Origin of the sequence: Neorhizobium galegae (assembly GCF_017877055.1) — a bacterium.
GTDB classification, from domain to species: Bacteria; Pseudomonadota; Alphaproteobacteria; order Rhizobiales; family Rhizobiaceae; genus Neorhizobium; species Neorhizobium galegae_D.
This window is the reverse complement of sequence record NZ_JAGIPG010000001.1, coordinates 1,107,056-1,124,484: the sequence shown is the minus strand read 5'-3', so window position 1 is coordinate 1,124,484 and position 17,429 is coordinate 1,107,056. Positions and strand designations below refer to the sequence as shown.

Sequence of the window (17,429 nt, the reverse complement as noted above, 5' to 3'; positions counted from 1 at the left end):
AAGCACAAAGCTTGAATGTGAGCCATGAAAGAAGCTGATTAAAACCTTCGAAACCTTCTTTACAACCGCGTAACCCTTGGCTGCTACAACCAGGAGGGATGGATAACGGAAATCGACGGGCACGGGCATGACGCCGAGAAGCATCTTCGCCAATCTGGTTCGCAGCGACAATGGGTCGTTCTCCACCATCTACGGTCCTTTCCTGCTGCAATCCGCGCTGCAACCGATCTTTCGATCAGGCCCGGAAACCGGCCTTGCGATCGAAGCTTTCGAGGGCCTGTTGCGTGCCTCCCGCGACAACGAACCGGTCTCGCCGGGCGAATTCTTTCCGCTTGTCTCGCCGGTCGACATGGCCGATGTCGACAGCATCCTGCGCACCATCCACATCCTCAATACCGGCCGGCTGAACCGGGCGCGTGCCGGGATTTTCGTCAAGTTCCATCCCGGCCTCTTCCGCACGCCGCAGGAAATGCGTCAGGAAGTGGATCGCATCAAGGTCGCCAGCCACGAGGCCGGCCTCGCACCGGAACGCATCGTCTGCGAAATCTCGGAGCGATCCGGTGCTGCCGACGACACCGTCGTCGCCTTTACCGAACACATGCAGGCGATCGGCTTCCGCATCGCGATCGACGATTATGGCGCCCGCGATTCAGATCTCGACCGGCTGAAGCGCATCAGGCCGGACTATGTGAAGTTCGAAGCCGCCTGGGTGCGCGACTTCCTCGACAATTCCGCCGGTTACGCCCTGCTGCGCGTCATCGTCCGGCAGATGCTCGACGACGGTATCGAACCGATCTTCGAGGGGCTCGAAGAACTGTGGCAGGTGGACCTCTGCGAGGAACTCGGCGTGCCGCTGATGCAGGGTTATGCGCTGGCCCGGCCCGAACTCGCACCGACGACATTCAACGAGAGCTTTCCGGAAAGCCTTGGCGAACTCGCGCCGCTCCAGGCAGCCGGCGACGAACCCACGCTCGGCGTCAGCCGGGCCGCAGCGGTCGCCTCTCCTTCGGCCCCGGCCCGGCCGGTTTTCGCCAGGCCGGCCCGCGCCTTCGGCCGCCGGCAACCCATCAGCGAGTAACACCGGAGAACCGCAGCCTGTACGCTCCGGACGCCCGCCGTCGTCATTGGCGAGGGGTCGGCGTGAAAGTTGTCCCGCATTGCCCCAAACACATGAGCGACGTAAATTTTTCTTTTCGCGCCATACGCCCCAAAATGGCACAGAACAGCGTTAAGAAAGCATTGCCAGCGATGATTCACATTCCCAGGGCGTCGGGGAAAGGCGCAAAGCCCGTATTTTCAGGGGTTCTGGCGCTTTGCAATTTCGCATTGTAGCGACAATTCAAAAAACTTTTTCTTGCCAATTTTCGATAAACACAGCACTCTGTGCAAGTTCGGGCAATTTACGAGCATGGGAAGACCTATAATGACGCGCTCCGAAGGCGCTAAGACTTCGGGCGATAGGCCGGGGGCGGAGATTTCAAAGCTATTCCTTCCGGCCATCGCGGTAAAGACAGGGACCCTTTCTTAAAGCTGCCTGCCGCCGCCCTTCGGGGCTACACTGTGATGCTGTCCGCCGCTGAACACGGACAGAGAGAAAAGGACCTGCTGCATGGCCGAGACTGGCACTGTAAAATTCTTCAATACCGACAAAGGCTTCGGCTTTATCAAGCCTGACAATGGTGGCGCCGATATCTTTGTACACATCTCTGCCGTACAGGCTTCCGGCCTGTCCGGATTGTCGGAAAACCAGAAAGTAAGCTTCGACACGGAACCGGATCGTCGCGGCAAAGGCCCCAAGGCCGTCAATCTGCAGATCGCCGGTTAAGCCTTTCGAGGCTTACTGTTTCGAGTTGAAGCCCGGCAGACATGCCGGGTTTTTTTGATCATACGCTGTCGCGGTTTCAACCTCAGAGGCCGCGGAGGAACGGATTGGTGCGCCGTTCGTCGCCGACCCGGCTGCCCGGCCCGTGGCCGCAGATGAACCCGACCTCGTCCCCGAGCGGCAGAACCTTGTCGCGGATCGAAGCGAGCAGCGTATCGTGATCGCCACCCGGCAGGTCCGTGCGCCCAATCGAACCGTTGAACAGCACGTCGCCGAGATGCGCGAAGCCCTGGGCGCGGTTGTAGTAGATCACGTGGCCCGGCGCATGGCCGGGGCAATGGAAAATCTCGAAGATATGCTCGCCGAACGACACCGTGTCTCCTTCGTTGAGCCAGCGGTCCGGCAAGACGTTGCGCACCTCCATCTTGACTCCGAATTTTTCCGCCTGCGTTTCCAGCCGCTGCAGCAGTGGCAAATCCGCTTCATGCGGCCCCACCACCGGGGTGCCAAGAGCCTCGCGCAATTCGTCGGCGCCGCCGGCATGGTCGATGTGCCCGTGCGTCAGCCAGATTTCCGTGACCGTGATGCCGTTTTCCTTAATGACCTGGAGGATCGTCGGCACGTCGCCGCCCGGATCGACGATGACGCCCTGCTTGGTCTCCTCGTCGAAAAGGATCGTGCAGTTCTGCTGGAATGGCGTAACCGGAATGATACCGGCCTGTAACTTGCCCATGATGCCTCGGCCTGAACGATGATGCTTGCCGGGGTATACCGATAAACGGAGAGCATTTCAGCCGAAAAGATCAGTTCGAGGCAAGGGTCGTATAATGCGCGTTGGTGGAAACCGGCGGTGCGAGCGATACGGTGGCGATCAGGAAAGCCGCAATCGCGATCTTCAGCACGAAAACGGTCACCAGAACGCTTCTGAGCGGATTGGCTGCGTTGGACGTTTCCATCCTGATCGGCGGCAATGCGCTGAAGGTCTGGGCGCTGAAGGTCTGGGCGGTCACGGTCGGGTTCGTCATGGGTCTCTCCGGTGCTTCTGGCGGGATCAATGGATTGGCGGCACAAAGGTTCCGCGCCCCATTCTGCCTGTGGCACCCCCGCCACAGCTTGCAGAATCCACCCGTATTCGGCGGAACCACTGGGGGACGCGGGTGTTACCCCGCCAGTCAACATGAGGAGAAAAACCATGACGACTTGGTTGAAATGCCCGGAATTGAAGTGGCGGGACCTGACATGGCTGGGCCTCGGCGCCGTCCTTTCGGCGCTCGCCCTGCCCGCCCAGGCGCAGATGACCACCACGACCGCCTCGGACATCATCGTCCGCTCCGGTCCCGGCCAGAATTATCCCGAGATCGGGATGGCGACCCGCGGTAGCCCGGCGATGATGGACGGCTGCCTCCAGGGTAGCAAATGGTGCCGCATCGACGTCAACGGCATGCGCGGCTGGGTCTATGCGGAATACCTCACCATCCGCCACAACGGCTCGGCGGTAGCGGTGGAAGAATACCGCACCCAGTATGACGTGCCGTCCGTTACCTACGAGACGACGGCAAGCGTCTCTCCGCCAGCCGCCGTCCCAGGTCCGGGCGATATCCTGCTCGGCCCGGTCGGTGCGGTCGAGGCCGTCGAACCGCCGGAAACCGTCATCAGCTACATCGAAGAGCACCCGGTCCAGCCGGTCTACGTCCGCAACGAAGTGGCGATCGGCGCGACGCTGCCGCCCGGGGTCGTGATCCAGCAAGTGCCGGACTACGACTACGACTACGTCGTCGTCAACGACCGCCCGGTTCTCGTCGATCCCGGCACCCGCCGTATCGTCCACATCTACGATTGAGCTCCACCGTAAAAGGGCGCTGTTCTGCAGCGCCCTTCTCGATGGCCCGCAGCACCCCCGCTTTCCCCAACAAATGCTGTTGATTGTTCAGCCTGTTCGCGCTTTATGGCGTGCGTCGGGTTACAGTGCGAGATCGGCAATAAGAGCTTCGGCCCCAAGATCTTCGGACCCTGGGGCAAGCAGCCACAAAGGGAAAGGAAACGCGAGTGTCGCGCGCATCGACGGGAAAAGCCGTCAAGAAGGTCATGCCGGCAATGCCGGCAGTCGACGAAGCCCAGATTGACTTCGAGACCATCGAACTGCTTTTCTTCGCCTACCGCGATTTCGTGTCCGATCCGGATGCGATCCTCGCCAAGATCGGCATGGGCCGCGCCCACCACCGCGTCGTCTATTTCGTCTGCCGCCAGCCGGGCATGATGGTCACCGACCTGCTCGATACGCTGCAGATCACCAAGCAGAGCCTTGCGCGCGTTCTCAAGCAGCTGATCGAATCCGGCTATATACGCCAGATGGCCGGCGCCAAGGATCGCCGCCAGCGCAGGCTCTATCCGACCCTTGCAGGCCGTGAGCTGGCTCTCGCCCTTTCCGAGCCGCAATCGCGCCGTATCGCTCGCGCCATGGAGGATCTGACCCCGGACACGCGAGCCTCGGTTAAGGAATTCCTGCGCCGCATGCGCGGCCGCGACGAAAGCATCGAGCCTATCGACAGCGACCTGGATTAAGTGGGACCTTTGAGATGACGACACCGCCCCCTTCCGATGATGCACCTCATCTTCTCGTGGTCGATGACGACACGCGCATCCGCGATCTTCTGAACCGCTACCTGATGGAACAGGGTTTTCGCATCACCGTCGCGGGCGATGCCGCCGAAGCCCGCCGCAAGCTCGAAGGACTGCATTTCGATCTGATCATTCTCGACGTGATGATGCCGGGGGAATCCGGCATTTCGCTCACTCAGTCGCTCTACCAGAACAAGACCGTCCCGGTGATCCTGCTGACGGCCCGCGCCGAATCGGAATCCCGCATCGCCGGTCTCGAAGCCGGCGCCGACGACTATCTGTCGAAACCTTTCGATCCGCGCGAACTGGTGCTGCGCATCAACAATATCCTGCGTCGCAGCACCTCGCCCGACACGCCCAAGATCGAGCAGATCATGTTCGGCCCCTTCACCTTCTCGATCCCGCGCAAGGAGTTGCGCAAGGCCGCCGAAACTATCCGGCTGACCGATCGCGAACAGGAGATCATGCTGCTTTTCGCGCTGCGCGCCGGCGACACTATTCCCCGCCACGAGCTGATCGGCGACGATGCCGAGGTCGGCGAGCGCACGATCGACGTGCAGATCAACCGTTTGCGGCGTAAGATCGAGGAGGATCCGGCCAACCCCGTCTATCTCCAGACGGTGCGCGGCATCGGATACAGGCTGAGTATCGATTAGCCGGGAGAGACCGGCACAGGCTGAAGGCAGGATGGCACTTTTCGACCCTCTGAAACGCGACATGGACCGGCTCACCTTGCCGGGCTGGCGCCCGATGACCCGCTGGCTGCGCCGCCGCCTGCCGACCGGCCTCTACACCCGTTCGCTTCTGATTGTCATCCTGCCGATGTTGCTGTTGCAGGGTATCGTCGCCTCCGTCTTCATGGAACGACACTGGCGGATGGTCACCGAACGCCTGTCGGAAGGCACCGTCCGCGACATCGCCGGCATTATCGAGGTGATCCAGGCCTATCCGCAGGACAGCAATTATGATGCCATCAGCCGCATCGCCAGCGACGCGCTGAACCTCACCATCGCAGTCGAGGAAAACGGCCAGCTCCCGCCGCCCCGCTCCCGCCCCTTCTTTGAGATCCTCGACGATATCCTCGCCGACCAGATCACCCGCCAAATCCAGATGCCCTTCTGGATCGACACGATCGGAGACAGCCGGCTTGTCGAGATCCGTATCAAGTTCGATACCAGGGTGCTGCGCGTCTTCGTCCGCCGCGGCTCCACCTATGCCTCGAACACCCATATCTTCCTGGTCTGGATGATCGGGGCGGCCTTCGTTCTGGTGATCATCTCCATCCTTTTCCTGCGCGGCCAGATCCGGCCGATCCTGACGCTTGCGCGTGCCGCCGAAAGCTTCGGCAAGGGGCAGAAGACCGATGGTTTCGCTCCCCGCGGCGCTGACGAAATCCGCCGCGCCGGCCTTGCCTTCATCCAGATGCGCGAGCGCATCGAGCGGCAGATGGAACAACGTACCGCCATGCTGGCCGGCATCAGCCACGATCTGAGGACCATCCTCACCCGCTTCAAGCTGCAGCTGGCACTCGCCGGCAACAAGCCGGAACTGGCGGGCATGAGCCAGGATGTCGACGACATGCAGTCGATGCTGGAAGGTTATCTCGCCTTCGCCAAGGGCGAAGCGGAAGAAGATTTCGGCGAACTGCGGTTGAGCGAACTGCTCGAAAAGCTCCGGTCGGAATTCGCGCTGCACGGCAAGACCATGACCTACGAGATCGACGGCGAGGACGAGATCGCCGTGCGGCCGAATGCCTTCGCCCGGCTGGTCGGCAACCTCGTGTCCAACAGCGAGCGCTATGCCAGGACGCTCCATGTGGATGCACGCCATAGCGCCAAATGGTTGACCCTGACGCTGGACGACGACGGTCCGGGGATTCCGCCGCAATCGCGCGAGGACGTCTTCAAGCCGTTCTACCGCCTGGACGAGGCCCGCAACCTCAACGCATCCGGAACCGGACTTGGCCTCGCGATCGCCCGCGACATCGCCCGCGCCCATGGCGGCAATGTCACGCTCGCCGACAGCCCCCGCGGCGGCCTGCGCGCCGTCGTGCGCGTCCCCGCCTGATCATTCTTTCGAGGAACCGATGCCGATAGACCTTTCCCAGATGACCTGGCTGAACCCGCCGCCGGAAAGCCGTGAGGAGAATGGCAGTCTGGTCGCCCGCTCCGGCTTCGAGACCGACTTCTGGCAGGGCACCTATTACGGCTTTCACCGCGACAGCGGCCACTTCCTCCATAGGGCCCGAAGCGGCGACTTCACCGCCGAAACCTCCTTCGTCGGCCGCTACCAGGCACTCTACGACCAGGCCGGCCTGATGATCCGTCATGACGAAAAACACTGGATGAAATGCGGCGTCGAATTCACCGACGGCGCCTGCCATTTCAGCGTGGTGGTGACCAACGGCCATTCGGACTGGTCCGCCTTCCGCCTGACCGACGATTTCGAGGAAATCTCCGTCCGCGTCACCCGCATGGGCGACGCCCTCTTCGTCCAGTACCGGACCGACGTGCAGCCTGACTGGCGCATGGCGCGGCTCGCGTTCTTCCCGCCCGAGCTCACCGAACTCTCCGTCGGCATGACTTTCTGCTCGCCGCAGCGTGAAGGCTTCGAGGTGGAATTCCGGTCGTTCAACCTCACTGAGGTCGACAGCCGCGATATCCACTGACGATCCCACAGTCCATCAGACGGGTTGAGGCGCGCCGCCGCTCGGCTACATCAGCTTCCGGCCGTTCGGCACCGGCTGTTCGACGGCGGCAAGCACGATCGCGCCGTTCTCGTCCTCGAAGCCGAGTGTCAGCACTTCCGAGCGGAACGGCCCGATCTGCCTCGGCGGGAAGTTGACGACGCCCAGCACCTGCCGACCGACAAGCGTTTCCGGCGTATAATGCACGGTGATCTGCGCCGAGGATTTCTTGACGCCGATCTCCGGGCCGAAATCGATCTTCAGCTTGAACGCCGGTTTGCGGGCTTCCGGAAACGGCTCGACCTCGACGATCGTGCCGACGCGGATATCGACGCGCTCGAAGTCGGAATAGGTAATCTCTTCAGCCATTCGAACTCACTCAAGCGCCGAGTTCTTCGGCTCTGTCGCGCGCGGCGGCGATCGCCTTGTCGAACAGCGGCTGCATGCCATCGTCGGCCATCAGCACGGCAAGCGCCGCAGCCGTCGTGCCGTTCGGCGACGTAACGTTCTGGCGAAGCCTGGAAGCGTCGTCCGGGGACTGGTGGAGGAGCTCACCAGCCCCCGAGACAGTTTCCCGAGCAAGCCGCATGGCGAGGTCCGCCGGCAGGCCGGCTTTGCGGCCCGCTTCGGCCATGCACTCCACGAGATAGAAAACATAGGCCGGACCGCTGCCTGAAACGGCGGTTACCGCATCGATATCCGCCTCGCTTGAAACCCATTCCACCGGCCCGCTGACCTTGAGAAGGGATTGCACCGCTTCGCGCTGGGCATCGGTGACCTTGGGATTGGCATAGGCGCCGGTCACGCCGCGGCCGATCATCGCCGGCGTATTCGGCATGGCGCGTACCATGGCCGCTTCGCCGAGATGCTTTTCGAGATAGGCGAGCGTCTTGCCGGCCGCCACCGAAACCACCGCCGTGCCGGGCCTGACGACAGACTTCAAAGGCGGCAGGACCGCATCCATCAGCTGCGGCTTGACGGCGAGAAACAGGATGTCGGCGGAAGCAGCGTCGGGCACCGACGCAAAATGACGCGCGCCGGCTTCCGAGATCATCGTCTTCATGGCGTCCGAAGGCGACGGATCGATCACCGTCACGGACGCGCCTGGCACGCCCTTCTTCAGCCAGCCGGACAGCATGGCGCCGCCCATATTGCCGGCGCCGATCAGGATGATGGATCCCAAATGACCCAAGGCCATCAGCATTCGCCCACGGTTTCGAACAGAACGGCTTCCATGGCGGCCTTCGCCTCCATGCCCGACCATACGACAAACTGGAACGCCTGGTAATAGGACTCGCAGGCTTCGAGAGCGCTCGAAAGCAGCACTTCGACCTGCTGGTTGTTGGGCTCCGCGCCGCCGGCCAGCAGCAGCGACTGCCGGAAGATGACCACGTCTTCCTGGCGCCATACGTCGAAATGACCCATCAGCACCTGGCCGTTGACGTGGCTCAGCAGGCGGATGACCTCGTTGACCCGGGCGTCGGGGATCTTGATGTCGAAAGCGCAGGCGAGATGCAGCGCCTCGAACTCCTCCATCCAGGAGAAGGAAACATGGTAGTCCGTCCAGCGGCCTTCCACGGTCATGGCGATTTCATCCTCACCCGACCGTTCGAACGTCCAATCGTTCGAGGCAGCAACGAATTCGATCATATCGACCGGATTCGACTGGCGTTCGATTTCCATTTCCATAAGCGTCATGCGGCACCTTCTTGACCGGGATGAATGCGAATTCGTGCGGTGAAACGCCAAAACACGCGAACAATTGACCGGGAACAACACTGTCGATGATCGTCCGACGCTTCCAGAATAACGCAGTCACCCTGTCTGGAGCTTACCAAGCCGTTTCGAATCATCCTTTAAAATCAGTGTACCTAGACGGAGTCCGCCTGCCAGCCCCTCCCTCGGTTTTTACATGGGCAAATCGTTAAACTTGTTCGCAACGGAGATCAGAACGGAGTCATAAGCGACTCTGGACACTGGCTTTTTTGAATGTGTCCACAGGGCGTCATTTTTTTGGTTTCAACACCTGCGCCCGCGCCGAAAATCTGCTCGGCACGGTGCGTTGGGAGAGCCCACACGAATGCGGAACCTCATGTGATTTTGTAATGGTGGCTCCGCATTCGCGTGGCCTTCGGCGTCTTGTCAGGGCTTCCGGCCCCTACAGGTGATCACCTTGCCCCACTGCGTGGCTTTGTTCGCGGCTTCCTTTCGGGAAACCTTGCCACTTGCACGGCCAATCCGAACCCGGCCCGGCGGCCAGGGGGAGGCTTGATAGGCAGCTTCATCCGAAGACATCGCCGCCATGGCTTTCACCTCCCTCACCTTCCCCGCACGTTACGGTTCCAATAAGGGCGCCGGCCCCCGCCTGCCCGCGAACGTCTCGCGAAACACTCCGGCGACGGAAGCAGGGGGATTGTAGGCATGGGAGGAAGAGGCGGGGAAAATTGAGGGGCGAAAAAGAGTTAAGGCGTTGAAATCTGGAGGGGGAATTTTCCGATCGAGGGAAAAACCACCCCCCTCGGGCCAGCCTTCCCGGGCTTGCCGGTGCAGATCGAACAAGCGGTGGCCCGTCCCTGATCCGCCGGCCGCCACCTTCCCCATTCGCGGGGCAAAGGCGATATGCCGCGCCTTCTCCGTCCCGCTCCAGCGTTTCGCGTCCCCTCGCCCCGCCTGCGAGGAGAGGGTTAGGGTGAGGGGCAATCCCGGCGGATGAAAATCACTGCCCCGAAAGCTTCGCTTCCAGCGCTTCGATCCGTGCCTTCAGCGCTTCGTTCTCGTCGCGGGCGCGGGCGGCCATTTCGCGGACAGCCTCGAATTCCTCGCGCTTGACGACATCCATATTGTTGAGAAACCGCTCGGCCTGAGCATGGAATGCCGTTTCGACCTCCTTGCGCACGCCCTGGGCAGCGCCGGCCGCATCGGTCATCAGCCGCGCGAAATCGTCGAGAATGCGGTTCGTGCCGGTTGCCATGGTTTTGAACTCCCATATCGTCTGGCCGGCAATCCGGGCCGGCGAATATCCATAGGGATCAAGTAGGGCCTGTGCGGGCCGCTTGCAAGCATCATCCACCGTTAGCATGAGCACTCGCTTAGATTCACCTTGACCGTCGATGGCCGCAACGCCATGTTCCGCGCAATACCGTTAGGTGGGAACCCTGTAACTTGTACGAAGCGCTTCATCTTTTCGCTCTGATGCCGTTCCCGAATATCGATCCGGTGGCCTTCTCCATCGGACCGCTGGCTGTCCATTGGTATGGGCTCGCCTATGTCGCCGGCATCATGCTCGGCTGGTTTTATGCGCGCCGGCTGGCAGCGAACGCTTCGTTGTGGAGAGACGGTCAGTCGCCGATCACGGCCACCCAGCTCGACGATTTCCTCGTCTGGGTCGCCGCCGGCATCGTGCTCGGCGGCCGCATCGGCTATATCCTGTTCTACGACCTGGCGTCCGTGGTGCAGAACCCCATCCGCGCGATCGAAATCTGGAACGGCGGCATGTCCTTCCATGGCGGCTTCATCGGCGCGACGATCGCGATGATCATCTTCGCCCGTCGCAACGCCATTCCCGTCTGGAGCATGTTCGATACGGTCGCCGCGGTCGTGCCCTTCGGCCTGTTCTTCGGCCGCATCGCCAATTTCATCAACGGCGAACTCTGGGGTGCCAAGACCGACATGCCCTGGGGCGTCGTGTTCTGCAACGATCGCCTGCGGCAGCTTCACATGTTCTGCCCGGCGGAAGAAGTTCCGCGCCATCCGAGCCAGCTCTACGAGGCCGGGCTGGAGGGCATCGTCATGGTTCTCGTGCTGGCGTTGATGATCTACGTCTTCCGCGCGCTGAAGGTGCCGGGCACGATCTCCGGCACCTTCGTCGTCGGCTACGCGCTCTGCCGCATCTTCGTGGAATTCTTTCGCCAACCGGATGCGCAACTGGGTTACCTGCTCGGCACCAACTGGCTGACCATGGGCATGGTACTGTCGCTGCCGATGATCGCGGCCGGCCTCTGGGCCATTGTCCGTGCCCGCGCGGCGGTAACGTCCGCGGCGAAGGCTTGAGGGGAGACGCGCCCGTTGAGCACCCCCCTCACCGAAAAGATCAAGACCCTGATCCGCGCCAACGGCCCGATCAGCGTGACCGACTATTTCGCGCTCTGCCTCGCCGATCCGGAATACGGTTATTATCGCACCCGCGAGCCCTTCGGCCGTCACGGCGACTTCATCACCGCGCCGGAGATCAGCCAGCTGTTCGGCGAGATGATCGGCGTCTTCATGGTGCATGCCTGGCAGCAGCACGGCACGCCCACCGGCGTGAGGCTGGTGGAGATCGGCCCTGGCCGCGGCACGATGATGGCCGACATGCTGCGGGTGATCAAACGCATCGCGCCGCGGTTTTTCGAAGACCTGCACGTGCATCTGGTCGAGACCAGCGAGCGCCTGCGCGGCGTCCAGCGCATCACGCTCGAGGCCTTCTCCACCAAGATCTCCTGGCACGACAGTTTCGAGGAAGTCCCCGAAGGATTTACGCTGATCGCCGCCAACGAGCTGTTCGACGCGATCCCGATCCGCCAGTTCGTCAAGACGCCGACCGGCTTTCGCGAACGCCTCGTCGGCTTGACCGCCGAGGACGAACTCGGCTTTGCCGCAGGCGTCGCGACGCTCGATCCGCAGCTGCTGCCCTCACCCGTCGCCGGCATTCCCGACGGCACCATCTTCGAACTGTCACCGGCCCGGCAGGCCGTCATGCTGACGCTGTGCGAACGCCTGCGAACCTTCGGCGGCACTGCCTTGATCATCGACTACGGCCATCTGGTCACCGGTTTCGGCGACACGCTGCAGGCCATCCGTTACCATGACTACGATCCGCCGCTCGAACATCCGGGCGAAGCGGATCTGACCAGCCATGTGGACTTCGAGGACCTGGCGCGTATTGCGGTCTCCGTGGGCGTGCACCTGAACGGCGCCCTGCATCAAGGCGACTTCCTGTTCGGCCTCGGCCTCGCCGAACGCGCCACCGCGCTCGCCAAGGACAAGGAGCCCCCCGAGCAACGCCTGATCGCCGCCGCCGTGGACCGGCTGGCCGGCGAAGGTGCCGGCAAGATGGGCCAACTCTTCAAGGTCATCGCGGTATCGAGCCCGGCCTTGAGCCTGATGCCGTTCCGGGCGGTGGGGTGAGAGGGATACTTGGGCGCCACCGCCACCACTTCACTTGCAATTTCCAACACCCAACTAAAGCTAAAGTGTTGAAATTACTATTTTTCCCTCAAGGAGAGAGATAAAGATGCCGCGCCCTCCCGCGAGTCTACCTCTCCCTTGGCGGGAGAGGTTACAAAATCAGGATCTTAGCCAACGGCTAAGTCTTAGATTTTGTTGGTGAGGGGTAAGCCGCTCCCATTGCCACATCTTCTTGCACCTGTCCCCGATTGACATCCGCCCTTTTCTTGCGCCACTCTCGCCCTAGATCGAAGCAGCAGGCGTATTTCGAAAAGCTTGCACAAAACCCCTTCAAATCAACAGGATAGAAACCGCCGATGCCGGATAGACCCTTGCCGGAGCCGATCGAAAGCCCCCTGTTGAACGACAGGGCCGGCGCCCGTATCCGCCACGGTTTCTTCACCCGCAAGGGAGGCGTTTCGCAAGGCCTCTATGCCGGCCTCAATGTCGGTATCGGATCGGACGACGACCGCGAGAGGGTCACCGAGAACCGCGCCCGTGTTGCTGCCTGGTTCGGCCTGCCGCTCGAAAAGCTTGCGACCGTGCACCAGGTCCATTCTCCCGATGTCTTCGTCGTCGACGAGACCTATGCCGGCGAGCGGCCTAAAGTCGACGCGATGGTGACGAGCATGCCGGGCGTGGCGCTCGGCGTGCTTGCGGCGGACTGCGGCCCGATCCTGTTTGCCGACGGCGAGAACGGCGTGATCGGGGCTGCCCATGCCGGCTGGAAGGGCGCGCTGACCGGCGTGCTCGAGAACACCATCGAGGCGATGCTCTCGCTGGGCGCCGCGCGCGAAAACATCACCGCCGTTCTCGGCCCTTCAATCGGTCCGGCGAGTTACGAGGTCGGCCCGGAATTCGTCGAACGGTTCCTGAGCCACGATCCCTCCTACGAGGCTTTCTTCACACCGTCATCGAACCCGGGGCATTCTATGTTCGACCTGCCGTCGCTGACCATCAACCGGTTGAGGGCATCGGGCGTGCGGGCCGAAAGCCTCGGTCTCGATACCTATCCGGATGCGGAACGGTTCTATTCCTACCGCCGCACCACCCATGCCAAAGAGCCGGATTACGGCCGTCAGATTTCAGCAATCGCACTTCGGGAGAATTGATATGGCACTGCATTTCGAGAGGAGCGAATACGCCGACCGGCTGACGCGGCTGACGGAAAAGATGCGCGCCGACAAGCTGGACGCGCTTTTGATCTTCGCCCAGGAAAGCATGTACTGGCTGACCGGCTACGACACGTTCGGCTACTGCTTTTTCCAGACCCTGATCGTCAAGGCGGACGGGGCCATGACGCTGCTCACCCGCTCCGCCGACCTGCGCCAGGCCCGCCATACCTCGATCGTCGAGAACATCGTCGTTTGGGTGGATCGGGTGAATGCCGACCCGACCCTCGACCTCAAGAACCTGTTGAGCGACATGGACCTGCTCGGCGCCAGGATCGGCGTCGAATACGATACCCACGGCATGACCGGGCGCGTCGCCCGCCTCATCGACAACCAGCTTGGCACCTTCGGCCAGATCAGCGATGCCTCCTACCTGGTCAGCACGCTGCGCCTCGTCAAAAGCCCGGCCGAAATCGCCTTTGCCCGCCGTGCCGCCAAGCTTGCCGACGACGCGCTCGATGCGGCGCTGCCGCTGATCAAGGCCGGTGGCGACGAGGCGGAAATCCTCGCCGCCATGCAGGGCGCGGTCTTTCTCGGAGGCGGAGACTATCCGGCCAACGAATTCATCATCGGCTCCGGCGTCGACGCGCTGCTCTGCCGCTACAAGGCCGGGCGCCGCAAGCTCGACGCGACCGACCAGCTGACGCTCGAATGGGCGGGCGCGGCCGCGCATTACCACGCGGCGATGATGCGCACGGTCATCGTCGGCGAACCGTCGCCTCGTCACCGCGAGCTTCACAAGGCATGCCTCGAAACCATCACGGCGATCGAGGAGGTTCTGCGGCCCGGCCAGACTTTCGGCGACGTGTTCGACACCCATGCCCGCATCCTCGACGAGCGCGGCCTGTCGCGTCACCGCCTCAACGCCTGCGGTTATTCGCTCGGCGCGCGTTTCTCGCCCTCCTGGATGGAGCACCAGATGTTCCACTTCGGCAATCCGCAGGAAATTCTGCCGGACATGACGCTGTTCGTGCACATGATCATCATGGATTCCGACAGCGGCGCCGCCATGACCCTCGGCCACACCTACCTGACGACCGAAGGCGATCCACAGCCACTTTCCCGCCACACCCTGGAGCTCATTCAGCGCTGAATGCCGCAAAAATCAGGCGATTGACAGGTTGGGAACGCCAACCCTAAGCTCCGGCCGAGGAATCTGAGGCAGGAGACGGGCATGCGGCTTTTCGGAACATTGCTGTCCGCTGCCCTGCTGGCGGTCGTGCTTGCCTCCTGCAACACGACGGAAGCATTGACCCCGCAGGCGAATGTCGGTGGCGGCGCGCGGGCCTCCTCGCCGGTGACCCAGGCCGAAACCGACCGCATGGCCAGCTCCGCGCAGCCGGAAACCTATAGCGGCGGATATCGCTCCGGCCCTCAGAACACGCTCGAGGCCCAGGCGCGGGCGCTGGAATCCGGCAGCGCCGTCTCGCCCTCCTCCTCCGGCGCCCCGCCGCAATGGGAGGGACAGGAAAGCCAGGGCCAGCAACAGATCATGCAGCAACCTCAGGCGCAGCAGCCAGCGGCTGCGCCCCAGCAGCAGCAATCCCGTCAGCAGCAGAGCGCCTCGCTGCTACCCGCATCCGGCCCGACGGTCCGCTTCCTGCCGATCATCGGCGCCCCGGTCCAGGCGGTGACGCCGCTGTCGCGCCAGCTCGGCGCCCAGGCCCGCGCCAACGGGCTGACGATCCGTCCGTCGAGCGACAACAGCACCGAGCACATCCTCAAAGGCTATTTCTCCGCCTTCTCCGACGGCGGCAAGGTCACCATCGTCTATGTCTGGGATATCCTCGACGGGTCCGGCGCCCGGCTGCACCGCATGCAGGGCCAGGAAAGCGTGCCCGGCAGCGGCCAGGACCCCTGGACTTCGGTGCCGGCTTCGACCATGGAGACCATCGCCGCCAAGACGATCCAGGATTATGTGGCATGGCGCCAGTCCCGAGGCTGAGCGGTCCGGGAGACCTATCCTTTACTGAACCTCAAAAGCCACGGGTCACAGTTTCTTCATAAAAAAGAGTGAGCGGGTAAGAAACGCACTTGCATTCGAAGGCCGCGGCGGTAAAAGGCCCGCATCCAGCTTCAAAACAGGCGGACCGCAATGAAGGTTTTCGCAGGCAATTCGAACCGGCATCTTGCCGACGCGATCTGCAGCTATCTTAATGTTCCAGTCGGAAAAGCCAGTGTCAGGCGATTTGCAGACCAGGAAATCTTCGTTGAAATTCAGGAAAACGTGCGCGGCGAGGATGTCTTCATCATCCAGTCCACGTCATTCCCGACCAACGACCACCTGATGGAACTGCTGATCATGATCGACGCCTTCCGTCGGTCGTCGGCCAAGCGCATCACCGCTGTCCTCCCCTATTTCGGCTACGCCCGCCAGGACCGCAAGGCCGGCCCCCGCACGCCGATCTCGGCAAAGCTCGTCGCCAACCTGATCACCGAGGCCGGCGCCGACCGCGTCCTGACGCTCGACCTGCATGCCGGTCAGATCCAGGGGTTCTTCGATATCCCCACCGACAATCTCTTTGCGGTGCCGGTTCTCGCCCGTGACGTCAAGGAACACTACGACCTCAACAACGTCATGGTCGTCTCGCCCGACGTCGGCGGCGTGGTGCGCGCCCGTGCGCTTGCCAAGCGCATCGACTGTCAGCTGGCGATCGTCGACAAGCGCCGCGAACGCGCCGGCGAGTCCGAGGTGATGAACGTCATCGGCGAGGTCGACGGCAAGGACTGCCTGCTGATCGACGACATCGTCGATTCCGGCGGCACGCTCTGCAACGCGGCCGAAGCGCTTCTGAACCACGGCGCCACCAGCGTCACCGCCTATATCACCCATGGCGTGCTCTCGGGCGGCGCGGTCGCCCGCATCGCCGCTTCCAAGCTCAAGGAGCTGGTGATCACCGACTCGATCCAGCCGACCACGGCGGTCCAGTCGGCGCACAATATCCGGGTCATCACTACCGCCAACCTGCTCGGCGAAGCGATCAACCGCACGGCGATGGAATCCTCGGTCTCCAGCCTGTTCGACTGACCTTCTTCTGTCACAAGTATTTGGATAGACTCGCCCCGAACTCAAACTGAGGGTGAGTCGCAATGTCTTCCTTGATTGGCCTGTCGAAGAAACTGGCCATTTTCCTACTTATTCCGCTGCTGTCGGCCTGCGTCGATGGCGGCAGCAGGCCCGGCGGCTATTATCCGCCGGAACGGCCGCGGCCGGACTGGAACCGTCCTCAAAGGCCTGATCGCCCCGATTGGGACCGCCCCGGAATTCCGGACCGCCCCGGCAGGCCAGACCGTCCCGACTGGGATCGCCCGCAGAGACCCGACCGCCCGGACTGGAACCAACCCGGCAGGCCCGGTCGTCCGGACCGGCCGGATCGCCCGGACTGGAACCAGCCGGGCCGTCCCGGAAGGCCAGAGCAACCCCGCTTCTGCACACGGGAATACCGCCCCGTCTGCGGCCAGCAGGGTGGACGTACCCAGACGTTCCCGAATGCCTGCGAGGCGGCGAACGCCGGCTTCGGCGTCGTCGCATCCGGCGAGTGCCGCCGCTAGACGACCGGCTTGAAGCAACGGTAAATCCTCGATGGAAAACGCCGGAACCTGGTTCCGGCGTTTTGCTTTGTGCCGGAGCTTCGGCTAGAAGGCCCCCCGAAGAAGGAGACAAGCATGGCCGCACGCGACCGCTATTCCCGAAAGCTCGAATGTTCCCAGTGCGGCAATGTCGGTTTTGCCGAGGTTTCCGAGACCGACGACAGGCGGCAGGGCAATCGCGATTTTCGCATCGACGAGCTGCCGAAAGGCTTCCTGACGGAATTCGCCTCGACCGATCCGCGTAAATACATGATCCGCTGCAGCCAGTGCGGCCACAAGTTTCGTTTCGAGCAGAAGACGGTCTATGCGCCGGGGGGCGAACCCCGGCGCTGAC

General features: G+C 62.5%; 21 protein-coding genes. 15 read left to right on the top strand and 6 right to left on the bottom strand.

Annotation, left to right across the window (positions count from 1 at the left end):
• Window positions 1–127: 127 nt before the first annotated feature.
• Window positions 128–1,078, top strand: a complete 951-nt coding sequence (locus J2857_RS05230; protein WP_210008947.1) for an EAL domain-containing protein — start codon at window positions 128–130, stop codon at window positions 1,076–1,078.
• A gap of 531 nt (window positions 1,079–1,609) precedes the next feature.
• Window positions 1,610–1,825: a cold-shock protein gene (locus tag J2857_RS05225; protein ID WP_003494703.1), complete on the top strand. Its 216-nt coding sequence runs from the start codon at window positions 1,610–1,612 to the stop codon at window positions 1,823–1,825.
• A gap of 82 nt (window positions 1,826–1,907) precedes the next feature.
• On the opposite strand, the gene J2857_RS05220 is transcribed toward J2857_RS05225, so the two are convergent.
• Both J2857_RS05220 and J2857_RS05215 read right to left on the bottom strand, forming a co-directional pair.
• Window positions 1,908–2,555: an MBL fold metallo-hydrolase gene (locus tag J2857_RS05220; RefSeq protein WP_210008946.1), complete on the bottom strand. Its 648-nt coding sequence runs from the start codon at window positions 2,553–2,555 to the stop codon at window positions 1,908–1,910.
• Between the two features lie 70 nt (window positions 2,556–2,625).
• Window positions 2,626–2,847 (bottom strand): hypothetical protein, encoded by a 222-nt coding sequence (locus tag J2857_RS05215; RefSeq protein WP_210008945.1) that lies wholly within the window; start codon window positions 2,845–2,847, stop codon window positions 2,626–2,628.
• Window positions 2,848–3,014: 167 nt separating this feature from the next.
• Between J2857_RS05215 and J2857_RS05210 the strand changes: the two genes are divergently transcribed.
• The 5 genes from J2857_RS05210 (at window position 3,015) to J2857_RS05190 (ending at window position 7,109) form a co-directional block, all read left to right on the top strand.
• On the top strand, window positions 3,015–3,662 hold the full coding sequence (locus J2857_RS05210) for a DUF1236 domain-containing protein (RefSeq protein WP_210008944.1): 648 nt from the start codon (window positions 3,015–3,017) through the stop codon (window positions 3,660–3,662).
• 245 nt (window positions 3,663–3,907) lie between these two features.
• Entirely contained in the window at window positions 3,908–4,384 is a 477-nt protein-coding gene (locus J2857_RS05205) for a MarR family winged helix-turn-helix transcriptional regulator (RefSeq protein ID WP_210010039.1), read from the top strand.
• A 14-nt stretch (window positions 4,385–4,398) separates the two neighbouring features.
• Window positions 4,399–5,097 carry a response regulator gene (locus J2857_RS05200; protein WP_210008943.1) on the top strand — a complete coding sequence of 233 codons (699 nt, stop codon included), beginning with the start codon at window positions 4,399–4,401 and terminating at the stop codon, window positions 5,095–5,097.
• 31 nt (window positions 5,098–5,128) lie between these two features.
• Window positions 5,129–6,508, top strand: coding sequence for an ATP-binding protein (locus J2857_RS05195; protein WP_210008942.1), 1,380 nt, complete (start codon window positions 5,129–5,131; stop codon window positions 6,506–6,508).
• Window positions 6,509–6,527: 19 nt separating this feature from the next.
• Window positions 6,528–7,109 carry a DUF1349 domain-containing protein gene (locus J2857_RS05190; protein WP_210008941.1) on the top strand — a complete coding sequence of 194 codons (582 nt, stop codon included), beginning with the start codon at window positions 6,528–6,530 and terminating at the stop codon, window positions 7,107–7,109.
• A 45-nt stretch (window positions 7,110–7,154) separates the two neighbouring features.
• Here the strand turns inward: J2857_RS05190 and J2857_RS05185 are convergent, their stop codons facing one another.
• From J2857_RS05185 to J2857_RS05170, 4 genes are all read right to left on the bottom strand, one after another.
• Window positions 7,155–7,496 carry a tRNA-binding protein gene (locus J2857_RS05185; protein WP_210008940.1) on the bottom strand — a complete coding sequence of 114 codons (342 nt, stop codon included), beginning with the start codon at window positions 7,494–7,496 and terminating at the stop codon, window positions 7,155–7,157.
• A 10-nt stretch (window positions 7,497–7,506) separates the two neighbouring features.
• A complete protein-coding gene (gene proC / locus J2857_RS05180; protein ID WP_210008939.1) occupies window positions 7,507–8,325 on the bottom strand; it encodes a pyrroline-5-carboxylate reductase in 819 nt (272 codons plus the stop codon).
• Window positions 8,325–8,825, bottom strand: coding sequence for a YbjN domain-containing protein (locus tag J2857_RS05175; RefSeq protein WP_046631097.1), 501 nt, complete (start codon window positions 8,823–8,825; stop codon window positions 8,325–8,327). The genes proC and J2857_RS05175 overlap by 1 nt, the downstream gene beginning before the upstream one ends.
• 1,018 nt (window positions 8,826–9,843) lie before the next feature.
• A complete protein-coding gene (locus tag J2857_RS05170) occupies window positions 9,844–10,098 on the bottom strand; it encodes an accessory factor UbiK family protein (RefSeq protein WP_037076291.1) in 255 nt (84 codons plus the stop codon).
• Between the two features lie 221 nt (window positions 10,099–10,319).
• Between J2857_RS05170 and lgt the strand changes: the two genes are divergently transcribed.
• The 8 genes from lgt to J2857_RS05130 all read left to right on the top strand — a co-directional run bounded on the left by lgt (window position 10,320) and on the right by J2857_RS05130 (window position 17,428).
• Window positions 10,320–11,177, top strand: a complete 858-nt coding sequence (gene lgt / locus J2857_RS05165; protein ID WP_373426836.1) for a prolipoprotein diacylglyceryl transferase — start codon at window positions 10,320–10,322, stop codon at window positions 11,175–11,177.
• A gap of 15 nt (window positions 11,178–11,192) precedes the next feature.
• On the top strand, window positions 11,193–12,293 hold the full coding sequence (locus J2857_RS05160; RefSeq protein ID WP_210008937.1) for a class I SAM-dependent methyltransferase: 1,101 nt from the start codon (window positions 11,193–11,195) through the stop codon (window positions 12,291–12,293).
• 356 nt (window positions 12,294–12,649) lie between these two features.
• Entirely contained in the window at window positions 12,650–13,444 is a 795-nt protein-coding gene (pgeF, locus tag J2857_RS05155) for a peptidoglycan editing factor PgeF (protein ID WP_210008936.1), read from the top strand.
• Between the two features lies 1 nt (window position 13,445).
• Window positions 13,446–14,597, top strand: a complete 1,152-nt coding sequence (locus J2857_RS05150) for a M24 family metallopeptidase (RefSeq protein ID WP_210008935.1) — start codon at window positions 13,446–13,448, stop codon at window positions 14,595–14,597.
• Window positions 14,598–14,678: 81 nt separating this feature from the next.
• Complete coding sequence (locus J2857_RS05145; protein WP_210008934.1) at window positions 14,679–15,449, top strand: hypothetical protein; 771 nt, start codon at window positions 14,679–14,681, stop codon at window positions 15,447–15,449.
• A gap of 150 nt (window positions 15,450–15,599) precedes the next feature.
• Window positions 15,600–16,532 (top strand): ribose-phosphate pyrophosphokinase, encoded by a 933-nt coding sequence (locus tag J2857_RS05140; protein WP_210008933.1) that lies wholly within the window; start codon window positions 15,600–15,602, stop codon window positions 16,530–16,532.
• Between the two features lie 62 nt (window positions 16,533–16,594).
• Window positions 16,595–17,056 (top strand): Kazal-type serine protease inhibitor family protein, encoded by a 462-nt coding sequence (locus J2857_RS05135; protein ID WP_210008932.1) that lies wholly within the window; start codon window positions 16,595–16,597, stop codon window positions 17,054–17,056.
• Window positions 17,057–17,170: 114 nt separating this feature from the next.
• The gene (locus J2857_RS05130) at window positions 17,171–17,428 is read left to right on the top strand and encodes a hypothetical protein (RefSeq protein ID WP_037076303.1); all 258 of its coding nucleotides are present in this window, start codon (window positions 17,171–17,173) and stop codon (window positions 17,426–17,428) included.
• Window position 17,429: the final 1 nt, after the last annotated feature.

What these genes read in the sequence shown, in the direction of transcription:
- proC (WP_210008939.1), bottom strand. Translation starts at nt 8,325, where the DNA reads ATGGCCTTGGGTCATTTGGGATCCATCATCCTGATCGGCGCCGGCAAT.
- J2857_RS05145 (WP_210008934.1), top strand. Translation starts at nt 14,679, where the DNA reads ATGCGGCTTTTCGGAACATTGCTGTCCGCTGCCCTGCTGGCGGTCGTG.
- J2857_RS05140 (WP_210008933.1), top strand. Translation starts at nt 15,600, where the DNA reads ATGAAGGTTTTCGCAGGCAATTCGAACCGGCATCTTGCCGACGCGATC.
- J2857_RS05135 (WP_210008932.1), top strand. Translation starts at nt 16,595, where the DNA reads ATGTCTTCCTTGATTGGCCTGTCGAAGAAACTGGCCATTTTCCTACTT.
- J2857_RS05210 (WP_210008944.1), top strand. Translation starts at nt 3,015, where the DNA reads ATGACGACTTGGTTGAAATGCCCGGAATTGAAGTGGCGGGACCTGACA.
- J2857_RS05215 (WP_210008945.1), bottom strand. Translation starts at nt 2,847, where the DNA reads ATGACGAACCCGACCGTGACCGCCCAGACCTTCAGCGCCCAGACCTTC.
- J2857_RS05170 (WP_037076291.1), bottom strand. Translation starts at nt 10,098, where the DNA reads ATGGCAACCGGCACGAACCGCATTCTCGACGATTTCGCGCGGCTGATG.
- J2857_RS05185 (WP_210008940.1), bottom strand. Translation starts at nt 7,496, where the DNA reads ATGGCTGAAGAGATTACCTATTCCGACTTCGAGCGCGTCGATATCCGC.
- lgt (WP_373426836.1), top strand. Translation starts at nt 10,320, where the DNA reads ATGCCGTTCCCGAATATCGATCCGGTGGCCTTCTCCATCGGACCGCTG.
- J2857_RS05195 (WP_210008942.1), top strand. Translation starts at nt 5,129, where the DNA reads ATGGCACTTTTCGACCCTCTGAAACGCGACATGGACCGGCTCACCTTG.
- J2857_RS05200 (WP_210008943.1), top strand. Translation starts at nt 4,399, where the DNA reads ATGACGACACCGCCCCCTTCCGATGATGCACCTCATCTTCTCGTGGTC.
- J2857_RS05230 (WP_210008947.1), top strand. Translation starts at nt 128, where the DNA reads ATGACGCCGAGAAGCATCTTCGCCAATCTGGTTCGCAGCGACAATGGG.
- J2857_RS05205 (WP_210010039.1), top strand. Translation starts at nt 3,908, where the DNA reads ATGCCGGCAATGCCGGCAGTCGACGAAGCCCAGATTGACTTCGAGACC.
- J2857_RS05130 (WP_037076303.1), top strand. Translation starts at nt 17,171, where the DNA reads ATGGCCGCACGCGACCGCTATTCCCGAAAGCTCGAATGTTCCCAGTGC.
- pgeF (WP_210008936.1), top strand. Translation starts at nt 12,650, where the DNA reads ATGCCGGATAGACCCTTGCCGGAGCCGATCGAAAGCCCCCTGTTGAAC.
- J2857_RS05150 (WP_210008935.1), top strand. Translation starts at nt 13,446, where the DNA reads ATGGCACTGCATTTCGAGAGGAGCGAATACGCCGACCGGCTGACGCGG.
- J2857_RS05220 (WP_210008946.1), bottom strand. Translation starts at nt 2,555, where the DNA reads ATGGGCAAGTTACAGGCCGGTATCATTCCGGTTACGCCATTCCAGCAG.
- J2857_RS05225 (WP_003494703.1), top strand. Translation starts at nt 1,610, where the DNA reads ATGGCCGAGACTGGCACTGTAAAATTCTTCAATACCGACAAAGGCTTC.
- J2857_RS05190 (WP_210008941.1), top strand. Translation starts at nt 6,528, where the DNA reads ATGCCGATAGACCTTTCCCAGATGACCTGGCTGAACCCGCCGCCGGAA.
- J2857_RS05175 (WP_046631097.1), bottom strand. Translation starts at nt 8,825, where the DNA reads ATGACGCTTATGGAAATGGAAATCGAACGCCAGTCGAATCCGGTCGAT.